This is a genomic window from Corynebacterium incognita (assembly GCF_014217255.1).
GTDB classification, from domain to species: Bacteria; Actinomycetota; Actinomycetes; order Mycobacteriales; family Mycobacteriaceae; genus Corynebacterium; species Corynebacterium incognitum.
Genome location: NZ_CP059404.1, coordinates 547,727 through 565,190, shown reverse-complemented (window position 1 = coordinate 565,190; position 17,464 = coordinate 547,727). Strand labels below are relative to the sequence as shown.

The following is a 17,464-nucleotide window of genomic DNA, read 5'->3' as shown; positions in this document are numbered from 1 at the left end:
CGCAGCCTTTGTCTATCGAGTAGAGTCTTAGACGTGAATTCGAATACAAATCTCGCACGGAACTACAATCCCGCCTGGGTTTTCGCGATGGCGCTCGGTGCCGCCATTGGCTGGGGCGCCTTTATTTTGCCTTTTGATTGGATGATGAGTGGTGGACTCGCGGGCACATTGATTGGCTTTATCATCGGCGGGCTACTGATTGGCGTAATTGCGCTGAGTTACGGCGGGGCGATTCGCTTCTTGCCGGTTACGGGAGGTGGCGTCGCGTTCGCGCTGTCCGCATTAGGGCGCCATCATGCATTTGTGGCTGGCTGGGCTTTAGCGCTGGCTTATGCCTGTATCGTTGCGTTAAACGCTTCAGCTGTAACATTGGTTTTTCGGGTTATCCTGCCGAATTGGGTGATGCGGTTCCCCTTATATGAGGTGGCGGGGTGGAAAATCTATCTTCCCGAGGTTCTGATTGCGAGCGCTTTCATTATTTTGTTTGCGTGGATGAATTCGCAAGGTGCTGAGATTTCGGGTCGCTTTCAGTTTATTGCGGTTTTGCTGCTGATTGGCAGCGTGGCAGTAATCACTGTATCGATGATCGTCTACTATCTTGTCGAGCAGCCAACGCTCGCTCCCGGTTTCCCAGAAGACCGGTCGAAGTTGGCAGCAGTTAGTACCATCATTGCATTTGCGCCGTGGGCATACGTCGGATTTGATTCCATTCCGCAACTCGCCGGCGAGTTTAATTTCTCTGCGAAGAAGGCAATGAATTTGATCCTCTGGGGCGTTGGGGCAGCGACTCTGGTCTACATGGCGATGATGCTGTCGACCTCGATTGCGGTGGGGACTGATCATTCGCAGCTTAGCGAGGCCGCTTGGCCTCCGGCCGTAGCTATTCAGGAAGTTATGGGCCTTCCGGGGCTAGTTCTGATGGTCGTGGCAGTGAGTGTAGGAGTTCTCACCGGGCTCAATGGTTTTTTCACTGCTACTAGTCGTGTTCTTTTGACTCTAGGGCGCTCCGGGCTATTGCCAAAATGGTTTGCAGTTCTCGATCAGGAGAGGAAGACTCCGTCCAAGGCAATTTACTTTGTCGCGCTCGTTTGTCTAATTACTCCTTGGTTCGGGCGAGCAGCATTGGCTTGGATTGTCGATATGTCTAGTCTCGGAGTGACTGTGGCTTATTTCTATACCTGCTATTTTGTCTTCCACGTCGCTCGAACAGGAAAAATAGTAGACGCCGAAATAGATGTCCCGCATTCTCTACTTCAGAGGGGGGTAAGCCTTGTAGGATGCTTGTTATCGGTGTGCTTCGTAGCACTACTCCTCGTGCCGGGATCACCGGGGGCTCTCGGCAAGGAATCCCTCATTGCTCTTGGGATTTGGACACTTATTGGATTGTTGTGCTACTTAGTCCGGTATCCCAAAATTTCAAGGTTGGACGATGCGGAGCTGGCACAACGAATGTTCGGTGGAGCATCCGTAGTAAAGTCTGACCGTCTAAAAATGAGTAGCAATTCGAACTCATCGCTCTAAGCATCCTTCGAGCCCTCCTGAGAATGTAAGCGCTTGTTTTGAGAATCTCGTGTCGGCATAGGTCTAAAGATTTGGTCGGGAATTGGCTACGGTTTGTTCGATGTGGGAAGGAAAGAATGCCGAATGTGTGGTTACTATTTAACCTTCTCCGTTTCCAAAGCTGAGAGTGCAAGTTCGCTCCTCGTCGCCGACTCGAATCTCAAGCTGCACTGACAGAAAATAGTACTCTGCTAGTGCAGCTTTAGCCGATCTATAAGTCGAGCCAACTAATCGAACTAGGATTTGAAGTGCCCCGGGTTTTGTTCCTAGACATTTGCCTTGTGTTTTACTATGTCGTGACTTGGGTGGCTTTCCCAGAATTCGGTTTCCACCTCAGCCGGCGTATAGTAGCCGAGGATCTGGTGCAGTCGTGATTCGTTCCACCAAGTCACCCACTCGAACGTGGCTATTTCCACGTCGACCACCTCGTTCCATGCGCGGGTGTGGATGATTTCGTTCTTGTAGGAGCCGTTGACGTTCTCAGCCAGAGCATTGTCATAGGAGTCACCAACGGTGTCGGCAGACGAAGTGATCCCGTGCTCGGCAAGGCGCTCATTGTAGACAATGCTCAAATACTGGGAACCGTGGTCGGAATGGTGAATCAAGCCCGTTGTTTCCTTCGCACGCGTAATGGCCTGGCTTAGTGCCTGCAACGGCAACGCCTCGGTCCGCCTCGAATTCGACAGCGCCCATCCAACGATCTTCCTCGAGAACACGTCGGTAACAAAAGCGGTGTACACGAACCCTTTCCTTGTGCGCACGTAGGTAATGTTGGCCACCCACAACCGGTTAGGACTAGGGGCTTTGAACTCGCGGCCCACCAAGTCTGGGCGTGTATCCGGGCCTGCGGACTTGACCGCCGCGGAAACCGTGGAGCGCCACAGGGATAGCACTGGCGCATGGTCGGAATGGGTAGTTTACGGCGGCGGCGCACGTGATGAAGATGAACCAGCAACTAGCTTTGACACACTGGGTCTTACGTCTCACGGCATGGAGGGTGAGCATGTAGGTACGCGTTCACTCTTGCAGTCTTTGAGCGGTGAGGAATCACCTGTGTGGAGCTGGTGGGCACCGACCCCTGACGAGCCTCTAGAGATTCCCACTCACGATGGCGGTGGGCAAACCTGCCACCCGTCTGTTCTTTACTTCCCCAACACTTGGGGTGGGTGGAAGTACTGGATGGCGCACACCCCGTATCCTAATTTTAATGAAAATCATGAAGATCCCAACATTGCCGTTTCCGATGATGGGATTAGTTGGCAGGTGCCTAACGGTGTCACGAATCCGCTTGATGATGGCCAGGGGCGACCTAATTATCACAATTCGGATACGCACCTTGCCATGTGGGGCGACACGATGGTGTTAACCTGGCGCACGGTTGATCGCCCTAATGGTGGGCAAAATATTATTTATGCCCGAACCTCGAAGAATGGCGTGTCATGGACTCCAAAGGTTGAGGTGCTGAAAGTCCCGCTGGGCACTAATGAATCTACGTTCGTTTCGCAGTCTCTGGTGAAAATGCCTACAGGCTGGCGTCTCTACGGTATCCGCTCGAATTACGCCCCTAACCGGCTGGGCTACTATGAGACAAGCGTAGAGAGCCTGCCTAAAACATCCGATTGGGGTTCCGCGAAAGACTGCGACCTTGGCACAGTCCCAACCGGACGTGAACCGTGGCACTCGGAAGTACAACGCCTAGCAGCAGATGACTGGCTAGCTATCATTAGTCACGGCAAGCGCGGCAGTACAGGTGTAGATGGAGATGTTTACCTAGCCCGATCTACGGATGGCGTGACCTGGGACGTATCACCCATGCCGCTCACGCCACGTAATAACGGAGTGATTAATTCGCTCTATAAGACAGGGTTTGTGGTTTCTGGCACGGGCACGAATCGCGTGATTGACCTGTGGGTGTCGGGTTATAGGTCTACGTCACGTACATGGGCGGTTTACCGCACTCGTGCTGAGTTCCGTGGCGGGTCAAGTTCACGTGGCTTGGCGTTGATTGCTGAGATGGACGTAAAGATTGCGGAAATGAATGAGATTCGTTCGTCGATCAATGACGTGCTTGCAGAGGTTCAGGCCGCGAAGTTGACGGCGTTTAACGGCGCGCTCACGACGGATGCGACCGGCGCGGCGTTCGCCTCGGGCACGATCTACATGGATGTTAACACCGGCAATGTTTACAGGAAGGACTAAACATTATGCTGAAACAATTTGTCGATAAGACGACACACGCACACACCATTTCAGACAAGGCGGTGGGCTAAATGGCTAGGATTGCTCAACTCGCCAAACCAACTATCGGCGTGATTCAGGAGATTAGTGGAAGTGGAAGCCTCTAGAGTCAAGCTTGGGAGCTTCTTGGCTATTGCTCTCACTAAAGGATCGGCGGCCTCGTAACCGAGTAGGAACACCTGCTTGGCAGATCCGTATCCATCATTTTCACTCTCACAACATTACTGTAAAACGAGAGTTAACTTGGGCGATTAAAACCTGCTAGCCGTATCGCTGTCTGCTGGTCGGAATCAGTAGATAAAGACTTGATTATTTCACGAAGCTTTGCTGAAGGTATTGGTCGATGTCCGAATCCATCATCTTCCATCCTGACAAATAGCCGCTCATCATTTCCAAGACGTTTCAAGAATGGCTGGGTCTGGTTCTGAACGTAGATCCTATCCCGCGAATTTTGATACAGGCACAAGTCAAACGGCAGACCACTATCGGCAAAAGCTCCCGGAGCCGTACCACGGCGTAATCCTTGCGAACCCGGACCCTACTCAGGTTGGTATGGGCTTGATGTGCTTCGTCGACGTATTGCTTCCAGCCCGCAGATGGCCTAGCGCCTAGGTCGAGTCGAGGATTGATAGCGAGGACGATTGAGCCGGGGAAATACTGGCCGTACAAAACGGCTGCGTACCCGCCACCAGACGGGCCGACAAGGACAGTTCGTGAAGAGCCAAGCCTTCTAATCGCAGCCTGGATAAGGGGAGCCAGAACGGGCGGCAGTGGCCCTGTTTCTCTGTTTCCCAGATACCACCCGAGTTCCAGATCCTTTTCAGTCAAGGTGGGATCTGATACCGCAATCAAGTTGCAGCCAGTATCACTTGCTAGGCCAGCCCCTTGCAGCTGTGGAAGCGTCTTGGCCCGAATGCTGAGGGATGCGTGAAATACGACGAGAGTGGTGTCTGCGCCTCGGTCGTGAACGAGGAGATCTATATCGATACCTCGATGATTCACGGTATGAACAACCGGCTGTGTCGGATTCAGGAATTCATCTACAGAATCGTAGTGAACCCGTGTTTTCCATCGTGAATAATCTTTTGGCCGGAGCATAGTAAAAGACTCTAGCAGAGAGCTGAAAGGCCAGTGTGCATTCCCTTTGGCCTCAATAGCCGAAGGGACTTTTCATGGCGTATCTGCCCGCTGGCTCCCTTTTAGCGGCTTGTGGCTATACCTATGGCTATACTAGTGGCTCCAATCGTTGTGATTGGAACTCCATTATTCGTGTTTATCCTGCTTGTTGGTGGAGCCGGCGACGGGAATCGAACCCGCACTCTCAGCTTGGGAAGCTTGAAAAGGTTCGGCTGGCGGCTATAAAGGCGACGTCGCCCGTGAATAAACGCTAAAGGCCCAGTTGGGGATAACCTCGTGGTAGTCGCGGGTGAGGGTGTCGTTGCCGTGGATCCAGCCCTCGGTGACGCGGCCGGCGGCGGCCAGGTTGGAGTCGGGGGCCAGGCGGGCATTGCGCAGCGTCTTGAGCGGTGGGGTGGCCGCGGGCGGGATGATGGCGTCCACGGTGAAGTCGGAGTCGTGCTCGACGGTGGTGTCGGTGGTGACGATCCCGGCGTCGAAAAGCTGGATGAGGATGCGCGCGTTAACAATGGGCAGGCCGTAGATCACGCGGTCGAGGGTGGACATGTAGTCGCCGAAGTCCGCGTAGTCCTCCGTGAATGACAGCTTGTTCACCAGCGCGGGGTAGATGGCGCGGAAGGACTCCGCAATCGCCATGCCGGCGGTGGCGGGGTCGCCGCTTCTCGGGTCGATGGCACCGGTGGCCACGGCGAAATCGCGGCGGAAATCCTCCGCGGCATCGCCGGTGGAATCGGTGCCGTCCACCACCGCGTCCAAGGCTGCCCGCGACAGCCTCGGTGCGAGGTTGAATTCCACGGCGTCGGCAGGCTTGACCGCTAAGAACCGGCCGCTGCGCGAATAAGGATGAATGGCCGCGGGCTCCTGGCCGGACGGGGAATACGCGCTGACGTCCCGGAGGCCCGAGTGCCGCGAGGTGCTGCCGCGGCCTACGGTCAGATCCAGCACGGCGTCCATGAGCGTCAACGAGAGTCCGCGAACCGGGACGCTAGAGCCGGCGCACCGACGTCGTCGGCATCTTCCCGAACCGGGCCGCCGTCGTTCGTCTCGTCGGTGCCGTACTAGCCGAGCAACATGACGACTGGATTCAACAAAAACGCTATATGTCGTTAGCCTGCCTGGAACACACACGGGCTCTCATAGCAGCCAACACCGTCAACGCTCACACACCCGAAACCGTCGAGGAAGCAGCCTAATGAACCGCAAACAAGCCCGCGCCGGCCCCTAACAAAATGCCTCGCACAGTCCCCGATTCAGGAAGGGCAGATACACCACTCCACCGGACTTGACCCTGCTGTACGCGGACATCGCGGTGGTGGCCACGCTGACGATTGCCGACGCCTGGGAGCGCCGCGGCAAGAAGGCCGCGCAGGCAGACATCGCGGCGCTGGCCGGCAACCTGCTGTTGAATGCGGGTTGGAGTGGCGTGTTCTTCCGCTCCGGCAGGCGTGGCCTGGCGACGGCCTGGGCCGGGGTGCTCGCCGCCAGCTCCGCCGACCTCGTGCGCCGCGCTCGCCGCGAGTCACCCACCCGCGGCCTGGCGCTCGCGCCGTACGCGGCGTGGACCGGCTTCGCCACCGTGCTCACGGGCGGCATCGCGCGGCTTAACCGCGAGCGGAAGTAAGCCGCAGATCGCTACTAGCTAAGCCCGCTTCTCTTACTAATCCCTCATTCGCCATCCTGGGTGAGGGAATTCCCGGTTTTCTAATGAGAGTGATAACATTCGAAATAATGGAAACTGTTTTAATTTGATTGGGAGTGATGGTTTTGACGGGCGTTGCCCACGGTGGATCCGCGAAGCCCCTCAATTGAGGTAAAACAATGTATAAGGAAATGCCTGATTCGTGGGTGAACGGGTTAGCCGGTAAAGATGCTTCCGCTCAGGATTTTTCTGGTTATGACTTAACAGAAATCAACTTGCAAGGGAGCATCTGTAGAGGGTGCTCGTTCCGGGACTCTATGATTGCTTGGGCCAATCTTAGCTTCGCGGATTTTACTGACGCAGATTTCACGGACGCGATGATTAGTGAGACTGATCTGCGTAATTCTTGTTTCGAGAATGCCATCATGACAAACGCCTGGTTGATACCAGTCTTGGCGGTGCCCGAACAGTTTACAAAATCGATAGGTTTTCCGTCATGCAACGCTAATTTGTATGACCCTCGAACTGAACCTAAGAAAAGTGAAGACGATTGACCACGAACCAGCGGCGTCTATCGGGCTCAGCCTAATGCCGCGTCAAGCCAGTCGGTGATTATCGCTTCGGCGTGTGTGAACGGGATGCGTTCCTGTTCGATCCGCAGACCGCCCTCGGTGAAGAGGAGATTGGCGGCACGCCGTTCGTCGTCGGTGAGGTGGTTGAGGCCGAGTGGGGATCGTGACTGGGGATCGGATACGGCGAGGTGTGTGAATTCCTTGACAGTGGCCGCGTCCATGAGAAGGGATGAAAGGTCGGCGTTGGGCAGGTGTGAGCGAAGCGAGTTGAGGATGGCGAAGCCGTCGGCGTCGAGATCGCCCCAGTAGCCCACGTGAGCGTTATGTAGCCAGGGGAGTTCGTGGAGGTGCTGGGCGGCGTAGCCGGAGCCGAATACCGCGATGATGGGTGACGTGGTGTCGGTGGGATAGTTGGGGAGCGCGAGGAAGGTCTGCTTGTTCTCAACGATGAGAACGGTTGGACGTTGGCCGGCTGGGACGAGGCGCGCGGCGTCGGCGAAAGGGACCTCGAGGTCCGGGAATTGGTGGCTGCCGTTGAGGAAGCGGACGCGCAGGCGGGGATCTGTGGTGCGGAGTCCGAGACCGTCGACGCCGAGTGGGGCGAGTAGTTCTTTGAGAAGCTTGCGGTGGTTGCCGATCCATTTGCCGTCCACGTTGAGCACCGGCACGGCGCGCTCCCACATACCAGAGTTGGGGTTTTCGTGGAGCCAGTGAAGGCAAGCGATGAGCTGCGTGACGTCGGCGTCGTGGAGGTTAGCCCACTGGCGGTGGAGCTTGTACACCGAGGTGGCGAAGTCGGCGTTGTCGGGGAAGGCGTCGATGATTGTAGCGGCGGTGGTGCGCAGGCGGGAGAATTCTGTTCCGAGGCCGGCGACGGCCGCGATGCGCTGGGCGCCATTCAGCGTGACGCGCACCGGGACGGCGTTGGTACCTAATCCCTGGTGAGTCCAGCGACGGGTTTCGAAGGTGACTTCTACTGCCTGGGGCCAGCGTTTCCAGTCGGTGATGAACCTCTTGGTGGCGGCGGTGTCCTTTCCCGCTGCTTGTGCGGTAGGTGGGTGGAGGGGCCAGTTCAGGTTGAGCTCGTCCGGGGTGGCGAGGGCCGTGGCGTAGTTTTTGCGTAGGAGAGACTGCGCGTGGGCGCGGAGGTCACTGGGCGTCCGCATGCTGGTCCTCCTTGTCGTCGGTGGTGGAGGTGCCCGCGGCGTCGATAAGCGCGAAGCCCGAGCGTGCGGAAGGCTTGCCGTCGATGACCGTCTCCTCGTAGTTGACGACGATGGTGCCGTCCACATACGGCGAGAGGGTACGGATGAGCTTGAACGGGGTGGCCAGGACCATGTGGAAGCCGAAGGAGGTGAATACATCCATGGCGGTGCGGGTGAACTCGGGGTCGGCGCGGTCGAAGGCCTCGTCCAGGATGACGGTGCCGTAGGTGGGTAACTCGGCGTCGATGTCGGCGAGGCGGTAGCGCAGCGCGGCCGCCAGGCAGAAGAACACGAGCTTCTGGGCCTGCCCGCCGGAAAGGGCGGCGGAGTCTTGGTAGGTGTTAACGGTGCCGCCGTCCGAGTTGAGCTCGCGGCCGATGAAGCTCACGTGGCGCCGGGTGTCCAGCACGACGTTGCGCCAGCGGCCGTCCTCAGGCGCGCTTGAGCCCAGGCGGGTGAGGATCTTGTCCAGCGCGTGGTAGCGGGCCACACCGGCCTCGTGGGCGTCCGCGGTGGCTTCTTCAAAGGCGCCGGAGGTGGCGGCGTCGAGGTCGCGCTGGAACTCGATGACTTGGGAGCCGCGGGCATCCTTAACGTCAATGCGGAGCGTGCGCCTGGGGTTGAACGGCGAACGGGACAGGGACTTGTTGATGTACTCCATGCGGGTTTCGATCTCCGACTTGGCGCGGCGTAAGAGCGTGGCCAGGTGGGAGAGGTTGTCCACGGTGGTGCCATTGAGCAGATCGAGGAACTGGGCCCGGAACTCGCCGAGGCGATCGGCGCGCAGGTACTCGAGTTTCCGGATGCCTTCACCGGCGTAGTCCGGCTCCGCCTTAAGGTCCGCGCCTTCTGATGGCCATTTCTGGAGATAGTTGGAGAGGAGGGAGGAGATGGAGCCGGCGGCGCGGGTGGCCGTGGTATCGGCTTCTTTTGCTTTCTTTTGCAGCATTTCCTGGACGGCGTCGCGACGATCGCCGATGTTGCTCAAGGTCAACCGTCGCGTGGTCTTCGTCAGCGCCTGGTGAACGGCGTCTTCTATCTCGGGTTCCAGGCCGCCTAGCGACGAGGGATCGATGTCCGCGCGTTGGGTGCGGAGATCGGTGAGTTTTCCTTCGAGCTGCGCGGCTTCCTTGAAAGCCTCGGAGTGCTCAGTGTGCGCGGCCTCGAGGGCTGCTTTAGCACGTTCGTGAGCGGCCAGAATCTCGGCGGTCTCTGGTGAGGAGTTGAGCTGCTGGAGCTCTTCCTCGAGTTCGGCCTTGCGCCGTTGGGCCGGGGTGGCGTCGATGTCCTGGAAGGACGTGGCGAGGATGACCTGGGCGCGTTCCCTTTCGGTGCGCAGGGCGTCGAGTTTGCGTTCGGTTTCTTCGAGGCGGCGTCGAGTAGCGTCGCACTGGCTCTTGGCGGCGGCACGTTCTTGCTGGAGCAGCTCGATCTTCGCTTGGTTGGTGGAGCCGACGCGGTAGAAACGAGTGCCTTGGCGGCTGGTGCGATCGTCCTTGATGAAGCGCGTGGAGCCGTCTTTGTCTCGTGGGTGGCGCTCCAAACCTTCTTGGGTGACGCCGCGGGTTTCGGGCGATAGCGCCTCCAGTTCTTTCAGGTCTGCGACACACACGTAATTGAACCGGCGGGAGATGAAATTCTGGATCCACCCGGACATCGGGTGCTCCTGGAACTCCAGCTTGTGGATGAGCAGCCGCGGGTCGCGGGACCGTACGGCGCTGGTGGTGGTTTCGGGAACGGCGCGGTACTCCAGCCTGGCCTTGACGTTGTGGGAGTTCACCCAGGCGTTGACCTTCTCCCGCGCGGCGGAGGGGACCAGCAGGGTGCCGGCGAAGTTATGGAGCAGCTTCTGGATGACCGGCTCCCAGTCGTTGTGGTCAGGGGAGACGTCCATGAGCTCGCCGGCGAAGGGGAGCTCGGATTCGGTGAAGTTGGTGTCGTGGCACAGGTGCTGGCGTAGCTCGAGAAGCTCGCGGTTGATATTGGAACGACGGCCGGACAGCGACGCCAGGTCAGCCTCGATGGTGGAGAGGTTCTGCGTTGCCTGTTCGCTCTCCACGGAGAGCTGGCGGCTCTCGTCGTTGAGTTTGGCTTTGTCGGTTTCGAAGTCATCCAGGCGGACTTGAGCCGAGGCCTGAAGCGCGGCGAAGCCTTCAGCCGATTGGCCGAAGTTGAGTTCCCAGCCGGTGGCGGCTTCGGCGATGCGTGCAAACACGTTTTGTCGATGCGTGATCTGTTGTTGTTCTCTTTCGATGCGCAGCTGGAGTATTTCGACGGCGTTGGATGTGCGCTCGTTGACTACGTCGGCGGCGCGGCGTTCCTCGCTTTGGCGGTGTTCGAGCTGCTCCGATAACTCGGCGAGACGTGCTTCGGCCTCGCTGAGGTTGGCGGTGTGCCGGCGAATCTCTTCGTCGAGGGCGTCGGCCCTCACGCGGCGGCAGACAGTGGGCAGCGCAGTGAGCATGGCGTCGGCCTTCTCGCGGGCGGCGAGGGCTTCCTTGCGACGGTCGTTGTGTGCGGGCAGCGGGGCTAGCGCCTCGATCTGGGCATTGACGTCCTCGACCTTGAGGTAGGCCTGACGCAGGTCGTCGAACTGCTCAACGGCCTCGTTAGCCCGGTCGAAGGTGGTGGGTTTATCCAGCATAAAGTCGCGGAAGAGCTGGTCCAGGCTGCCGAGGGACTTCGCTGACTGGGTGCGGTGGAGCAGCATCTGTGCTTCCACGTTGTTGATGCCGAGCCGACGACGGAAGCGGTCCGCGAAGGTGCTGTAGGTTTGCGTGAATGTCGCGGTGGTGCCCGCGAAGCGCGCCTTGATTTTGCGGGTGTCCAGCGACCGAGTGAGCAGCGGCGTGAGCTCGTTGATGTCCACGTCGCCCGGGATGATGCCGAAGAGCTTCTTGATGTCCGCATTCGAGGACTCGCCACCATCGAGGCGGAAAATAGCGACCAGTGTGTGGACTGTGGAATTGCCGTTGTCGTAGGTCAGCGCGACGATGGAATACGTCGCGCCGTCGCGGAGATTCGAGGAGGTGATGTCACCGGTTTGCGGATCCTCCAACGTGCGCCACGCGCCGCGGATATAAGAGACTAAGCTGCGACCGTTGGAGCGTCCCGATTCCTGCTGTGACGCCGCGTTGAAGTTCAGCGAGCCATGGGGAACGAGGACGGCGGAGATGGCGTCGAGAAGCGTCGACTTACCGGAACCCGATCCGCCCGTAATGAGGAAGCCTTCGCGGCTCACGGGGATGGAGTAGTAGCCGTGGAAGGTGCCCCAGTTGATGAGTTGGACGCGGGCAAGCCGGAACTGGCCGGGGTAGCTCTGAGTCATGGTTTAAGCATCCTCACTGGTGGAGTCGGAATCGGAGTTGGCGTCGCGGGCAAGGCGGGCGTATTCGTCACGGATGGCGGGGACGGTCTCGGCGTCGAAAAGCTGGCGTAAGACCGGCGAGACCTCGTACCGCCCTTCGGTTTCGGTGGCGCTCAGCAGGTTGTAGGTGTTGACGATCCTCTTGATGGCGGCGTCGAAACGCTTGTTGAAGCCCGCTTCGTCGCGATTGTCGACGTCGCGAACATAGGAGATGGCGTCGCGGAGCTCCTCGACGTCCACGACCACGCGGTCTCCAGGAAGCGCCATGGCGAGCTCTTGGCGTAGGTTGAGCAGGATCGCGGTGTCCACGTGCTTGAGGGAATCGGTGCGCAGGACCTGCGGGATGGTGAGCTTTTCGTCCACGACCATGCGGGTAAACGCGAAGCCTTCGGTCTCATCGAGGATGAGCTCCAGGAAAACCTCGTGGAGCCGGGAGCGTAAGTTCTGCTCGTCGGACAAGATGGCTTTCCACAGCGTCGGCTCTTTGTCCGCGCGGATGAGCGGGCCCTGGAGGAGCTGGACGAATGCACGGCGGGAGTCATAAGTGAGCGCGCCGCGGTCGCCCTCCCATAACGGTGGCTGCAGGGTGGAATCTACTGGCTCGGTCATGGGAGCTCCTCAAGAGAATCGGTGTCGAAGTACAGGCGGGGGATGAGCGCGCGGCGCTGGCTTCCGTCGGCCTCGCTCCACTCAACGTGTTCAGGCTCTGGCGGGGATTCCGAGGGCGCAATCCCGTACCTGGTGGCGAGGTGAATGAGCCCCACGACGCTGCCGAGGCCTTGGGTTGCGGGATGCTCTGCGAGCACGGCAGCGATGGAGGATGAGCCACGCTTGTCGACGGTCGCGCGCACCGCCGCGCCGAGTTCCTCGAAGTCGATCTCGGACTCGCGCACCAACGAGGTGAGATCGCCCAAGTCGCTTTCGCCCGGCACGTATTCCTCAGGGACGTATTCCACGACCTCGCGCGCCGGGTTGGCTAGTCGTATTCGTGATACCGAGTGAATGGTCATGCCGATGCGTTGGAGTGGGGTCTCCATGCGGTGGAAGGCTTGTAGACCGGTGCCCTGGGCAGCATCGGCCGCCAGGCCGCGTGCTTCGCGCAACAGCTCGATCATTCGGCGGTCCTCGGCGAATTGCTCGGAGGTGACGTAGTTGCGCAGGCTGCGCGCGAGTCCTGCCTTGGTTCGCGCGACTTCGTCGCTGGTGTCCTCCATGTCGCGGAATAGGCGGCGCAGGCGGCTTCTTTCACCGGCGGGGAGGTGCGCGGCGGACTCGCTGTCGAGGATCTCCGCGATCCATTCATCCGCCCATGCGGAGCGTTCACGGTCAGTAAGCAGTGCTCGGAACCCGTCGAAGCTGCGGCCGGCGTCTGAGTCTCCGATGAGGTCCACGCCGCGGAAGATGTCATCTAACACGTCTCCGCGGTAGCCCTCGGGGTCAAGCAGCTGGCGCCGCAGCACGTGGTTGAGACGTTCGAAGTCATGGCGCACGCGCGCGAAATCGCTGGGCACCGCCTGGGCCATGGCCAGGATGTCGGCGACGCGTTCCGCGGTGTCGTGCGCGGAAAGACTCTCGAAGTCGCCCTGGGATACTCGCTCGATCTCACGGTCAATCGCGTCGCGCTCCAATTCCAGGCTGCGGATGCGTGAGGCGATGTCTTCATTGGTATCGCGCGCCAAACGACGCAGCGAAGAGCTAATCGATTCGATGCGCGAGGCCGTGACGGTGTTCGTCGGCTTCTCCCAGCGTTGCACCGCTTCGAGCGCAACTAGCGCGTCCTCGCTGGGCTCCAAGGTTTCGCCCTGCGAGCCGGTGCCGGATTTGCGCACCAACCAGCCCTGCTTGACCCAGTCAGTGCAGTAATCCTGGGGTTTGCGCGGTAGGGAGAACTTGCTGGCCATGACCTCAAAGTCGATCACCATGAGTTCATAGAGCTCAGCGGCGGAACGGGGCTTGGCACCCTGCGGGAAATGTTCGGCGATGATCGCCAAGATAACCGGGGCCAAATCCGCTGACAGGAGGCGGACAGCCGCAGAGTCATTCATGACCCTGCTCAGCGACAACGCGCGTGCTTCAACCGACATGACCCTATTGTTTCAGACGGCCGGGACATGAGCATCGAGTTCTCGAATGTATTAGCAACGGTTTCGACGACTCGTGATTGTAAACCTGGGAGACCGGAATGATGTCTGACGGATTTAAGGTATCAATTTCGAGCGCCATCGGGGGCCACTCGCTAGTATCAATCATGTAATCGGGGTTTTAAAAGGGGGGGAAATCATTTTTCCAGATATTCCGCACGTGTATTTGGCCTTGCCGGATCGCATTGCATTTGGTCTTGAGCGTTGGGAGTTTGAGGAATACGCGCTGCCAGATTTTCAGGCATTGATGCTCCAGGACCGTGAAGCCTTTATGTTTTTCAAAGCTTTACTGGAGCGTTGGGGCAAGTACGGTACTCGTATCGCGGAACCGGAACTCGTTGAGCCCAGTGGGCGGCATGTCCTGAGAATGGTGTCCGACCCACCTTGGCTAGGAGAAGTAAAGGGCTATGAGACAGCATCAGCGAAGCGTGCATCCAAGTTGGGGATGCGAAGACAATATCGGTTGTACTTTGTAGACATCTCCCATCGCGTTGGGAAGCCAGAGCATCAAATGCTGATCGTTTTGTGCAGGGAAAAGAGACTTTTCGGTACGAGTGCGAGTGACGCTAGGAAGACGCGAGACAGTCAAGACCGGGATATCGTTCAGGCGATGCATATAGCAAAACGGTGGTGTCGAGAAAACGAGGTAGAGTACCGGCCTTGGCCTCGAAACAATACAGAGGGTGCATTTTAATGCACGCTAGGCTAGGGTAAGTGTTAACAGGATTTGAGTACGCCACCGTTTTGGGGCGCTAAGGAAGGCGATGACAATGGCGAAACTAACGATTCCACCTGAAGAGCAATTGGAGATTGATCTTATCGGCGCGGATATGGCGTTTATCGAGCAGCTCGTGATGGTAAGGAAACGCAAGGGTTTGACTCAACGTGATATTGCACAGCGCATGGGCGTAGATCGATCTGTGGTGTCTCGCTTCGAGTCCATCTCGCAGTTGAACTCGAAGAACCACACGCTTCGGACGGCTCGTCGATACGCGGAGGCCGTGGGCGCTTACTCCGCGCACATCGTTATCGACGCCGACGAGAGCGATTACTCGCAGTTGGCAGAATCTGTCGAAGAGAACTTGCGGGAGCTCGCTGGAGAGAAATCAGGCACCGGAGCGGGCGCGGCAGCGGGCTAGTATCTACGCCGTCGCGCGCGAGTAGACGTCGTGGGCCCAGTTGGGGATGACCTCGTGGTACTCGCGGGTGATGGTGTCGTTGCCGTGGATCCAGCCCTCGGTGACGCGGCCGGCGGCGGCCAGGTTGGAGTTCGGGCTCAGCCGCGCGTTGCGCAGCGTCTTGATGGGCGGCTTGGCCGCGGGCGGGATGATGGCGTCCACGGTGAAGTCGGAATCGTGCTCGAGGGTGGTGTCGGTGGTGACGATGCCGGCGTCGAAAAGCTGAAGCAAGATGCGCGCATTGACCACCGGCAGGCCGTAGACCACACGGTCGAGGACGTCGGTGTAGTCGTGGAAATCGTCGAACTCCTCGGTAAACGACAGCTTGTTCACCAGCGCGGGATGCACGGCGCGGAAGGACTCCGCGAGCACCATCCCGGCGGTGGCGGGATCGCCGCTGGTGGGGTCGATGCTGCCGGTGGCCACGGCGAAGTCGCGCCGGAAGTCCTCGGCGGCGTCGCCGGTGGAATCGTTGCCCTCCACCACGGCGTCGAGGGCGCTGCGGGACAGCTTCGGAGCGAGATGCTGCGCGCCGGCGATGATGGCCTCCATGATGTCGCCTGCCGACGTCGCGAGCGACACCGCCCCAGACTGCGTCGCGCGCAGGTGGCTGAGGTCGAACTCGACGGCGTCGTCAGGTTTGACCGTGAGGAACCGGCCGCTGCGCGAGTAGGGGTGGATGACCGCGGGTTCTTGGCCGGACGGGGTGTACGTGCCGACGTCCTTTAAGCCCTCATGCCGCGAGGTGCCGCCGCGGCCGATGGTCAGATCCAGGACGGCGTCTGTGAAGGTGAGTGACAATCCACGCACGGTGACCGACGAACCGGCCGTGATGTGCGCAAGGGAACCGGCGGGGTAGACCGTCAGGGCGTCGTCAAGCTCGCCTTGCCAGGTCTCCGCGTGGCCGCGCACGAGCAACACTTCGTCGAAGCGTTGGCGCAGCTCGTCGGGGTCGTCAACGTGCTCGTGGACGATGCTGACTGACGCGTTGTCCGGCACGCGGAGGTTGTCCCAGGACTCCTCGAGGAAGCGGCCGGCGAGCGCGCGGGGGAGGTAGTCGGTGTAGTTGCCCGCCCAGTCGCCGAACTCGCCGAGCGTTTTGGTGTACAGGTAGTCGGCCTGGACGTTGAGGCGCCAGTAGTCGGGCTGGTCGGTGCCGTAGTGCTCGAGGCTCGGGGCGTTGAACACGGTGATGGCGACGTGAAGGTCGCTGTGGTTGGCGGCTAGCTCGAGGAGTTCCTCGACCGCCCACAGGCCGCGCGGGCCGCCGCCGACAATCGCGACGGTGGTGGGCTTGGGGGAGCGGTTCTGATCTTGCTGATGGGGCTGCATTGACACTTCATCCAGAGTAGCGAAGGCTTGGAAACCTAGCGTTTAATTCCGCGTCAGTCTATCGATATTGTCGGAGGGACAAACCCAATTCTCCGGTCTTGGCATGCCGTACTCCTTAATGAGGACATTGAGCGCGGTTTCTGGACTATCCCGTACAACGGCAGCTGTTTGGATTGATCTCCAGTGAATGCGTTTATGTTTGAGGTACGGCTTCCAGCGTGAATTGTCGCAATCTAAATTGAACTCAACCCTGAGTATCTCCAGTACGTCCTCTAGGCAGGGGCGGAAGCGATGACCGCCGGTGGGAAAATGAAATTTGGAAAGAAGCGGAACGTTTTTAAAATACGCTTTAACCTTCTTTTGATTATTAAGGTCGAGTTTTCTCGAAAAACCGAGCAAATGAGTGAACTCATCGCTGTGCGCGTGTACGTGGATATGCGAACTAGGGTGCGTCGTTTTGTGTCTGTCATATTCCACACGGAATAGCGGGGCGCCGGTTTTCCTAGCGTATGGAAGTACCTCAAAGCTGGAAGAATCTACAGCTAGGTAGGACTCTGATGAATCCCATGTCAAATAAAATGTCGGTCGAATTCCCAAAACAGGGTAGCCGCATGACATTAGCACTGCGATCCCTACCTCATCATTGCCTTGGTCTAAACGGATCCTAAGAGTTTTTCGTCCGGTCAACGACGAAATATGGAAGTTAACTTTGTCATTTGTGAAGTATGAGAGACTTTCGGTCAAATCGACAGTGAATTTCTCTACCTCTCCTTTTAGCTTTTCGTCGACTTTCGTATCCACGTGGATTCCTTGGTGTCATTCGCTCGCCAGTAGCCAGCGGAGTTCCGAAATTCGCTCCCAAACCGCCGCCTCTTTGGCGGATAGCTGATAAGTGAAGGCGCGAAACTCGAAATCCTCTATGGGCTCGTCAAGGTTAGCGTAAAGCCGTTCGAGCTCCTCCTCAGCTTTGTGAGGCTCGATAAATTCAATGAGTGGTGAAGTCATGTCACGATCCTTTCTGACGGCTTGAGGTTATTGTGCCATCTGGGTGAGACTCTTACACACCCGATATTTACGAACGCTTGTTCGGTTTCG

The 17,464-nt window shown here is 58.6% G+C and carries 12 protein-coding genes and 3 pseudogenes; 6 read left to right on the top strand and 9 right to left on the bottom strand.

The window, feature by feature from the left end:
* Window positions 1-33: 33 nt before the first annotated feature.
* Window positions 34-1,521, top strand: a complete 1,488-nt coding sequence (locus H0194_RS02640; RefSeq protein WP_185176322.1) for an APC family permease — start codon at window positions 34-36, stop codon at window positions 1,519-1,521.
* 305 nt (window positions 1,522-1,826) lie between these two features.
* Here H0194_RS02640 and H0194_RS02635 read toward each other — a convergent pair.
* Window positions 1,827-2,402 (bottom strand): annotated as a pseudogene (locus H0194_RS02635) (IS3 family transposase); the annotation flags it as partial.
* A 337-nt stretch (window positions 2,403-2,739) separates the two neighbouring features.
* On the opposite strand from H0194_RS02635, the gene H0194_RS02630 reads away from it, so the two are divergent.
* On the top strand, window positions 2,740-3,759 hold the full coding sequence (locus H0194_RS02630; protein ID WP_185176321.1) for a hypothetical protein: 1,020 nt from the start codon (window positions 2,740-2,742) through the stop codon (window positions 3,757-3,759).
* A 1,395-nt stretch (window positions 3,760-5,154) separates the two neighbouring features.
* On the opposite strand, the gene H0194_RS02625 is transcribed toward H0194_RS02630, so the two are convergent.
* Window positions 5,155-5,889 (bottom strand): hypothetical protein, encoded by a 735-nt coding sequence (locus H0194_RS02625; RefSeq protein ID WP_185176320.1) that lies wholly within the window; start codon window positions 5,887-5,889, stop codon window positions 5,155-5,157.
* Between the two features lie 38 nt (window positions 5,890-5,927).
* Between H0194_RS02625 and H0194_RS02620 the strand changes: the two are divergent.
* The 3 genes and pseudogenes from H0194_RS02620 to H0194_RS02610 all read left to right on the top strand — a co-directional run.
* A pseudogene (locus tag H0194_RS02620) lies at window positions 5,928-6,128 on the top strand (transposase); the annotation flags it as partial.
* Between the two features lie 59 nt (window positions 6,129-6,187).
* Window positions 6,188-6,556 (top strand): annotated as a pseudogene (locus tag H0194_RS02615) (TspO/MBR family protein); the annotation flags it as partial.
* Between the two features lie 197 nt (window positions 6,557-6,753).
* Complete coding sequence (locus H0194_RS02610; protein ID WP_185176318.1) at window positions 6,754-7,128, top strand: pentapeptide repeat-containing protein; 375 nt, start codon at window positions 6,754-6,756, stop codon at window positions 7,126-7,128.
* Window positions 7,129-7,154: 26 nt separating this feature from the next.
* Here the strand turns inward: H0194_RS02610 and H0194_RS02605 are convergent, their stop codons facing one another.
* Genes H0194_RS02605 through H0194_RS02590 form a run of 4 tightly spaced genes read right to left on the bottom strand, consistent with a single transcriptional unit; the run spans window position 7,155 to window position 13,802 of the window.
* Window positions 7,155-8,312, bottom strand: a complete 1,158-nt coding sequence (locus H0194_RS02605; protein WP_185176317.1) for a DUF3322 domain-containing protein — start codon at window positions 8,310-8,312, stop codon at window positions 7,155-7,157.
* Entirely contained in the window at window positions 8,296-11,679 is a 3,384-nt protein-coding gene (locus tag H0194_RS02600; protein ID WP_185176316.1) for an ATP-binding protein, read from the bottom strand. Before H0194_RS02600 ends, H0194_RS02605 begins: the two co-directional genes overlap by 17 nt.
* Window positions 11,680-11,682: 3 nt before the next feature.
* Entirely contained in the window at window positions 11,683-12,327 is a 645-nt protein-coding gene (locus H0194_RS02595) for a DUF4194 domain-containing protein (protein WP_185176315.1), read from the bottom strand.
* The gene (locus H0194_RS02590) at window positions 12,324-13,802 is read right to left on the bottom strand and encodes a DUF3375 domain-containing protein (RefSeq protein WP_185176314.1); all 1,479 of its coding nucleotides are present in this window, start codon (window positions 13,800-13,802) and stop codon (window positions 12,324-12,326) included. The genes H0194_RS02595 and H0194_RS02590 overlap by 4 nt, the downstream gene beginning before the upstream one ends.
* 827 nt (window positions 13,803-14,629) lie before the next feature.
* Here H0194_RS02590 and H0194_RS02585 point away from each other — a divergent pair.
* On the top strand, window positions 14,630-14,998 hold the full coding sequence (locus H0194_RS02585; RefSeq protein WP_185176313.1) for a helix-turn-helix domain-containing protein: 369 nt from the start codon (window positions 14,630-14,632) through the stop codon (window positions 14,996-14,998).
* 3 nt (window positions 14,999-15,001) lie between these two features.
* Here H0194_RS02585 and H0194_RS02580 read toward each other — a convergent pair whose 3' ends face one another.
* The 3 genes from H0194_RS02580 to H0194_RS02570 are packed head-to-tail and all read right to left on the bottom strand — an operon-like array spanning window position 15,002 to window position 17,374.
* Window positions 15,002-16,369 (bottom strand): FAD/NAD(P)-binding protein, encoded by a 1,368-nt coding sequence (locus H0194_RS02580; RefSeq protein WP_246389112.1) that lies wholly within the window; start codon window positions 16,367-16,369, stop codon window positions 15,002-15,004.
* A 42-nt stretch (window positions 16,370-16,411) separates the two neighbouring features.
* The gene (locus H0194_RS02575; RefSeq protein ID WP_185176311.1) at window positions 16,412-17,170 is read right to left on the bottom strand and encodes a hypothetical protein; all 759 of its coding nucleotides are present in this window, start codon (window positions 17,168-17,170) and stop codon (window positions 16,412-16,414) included.
* Between the two features lie 15 nt (window positions 17,171-17,185).
* Window positions 17,186-17,374: a hypothetical protein gene (locus H0194_RS02570; protein ID WP_185176310.1), complete on the bottom strand. Its 189-nt coding sequence runs from the start codon at window positions 17,372-17,374 to the stop codon at window positions 17,186-17,188.
* Window positions 17,375-17,464 lie beyond the last annotated feature (90 nt).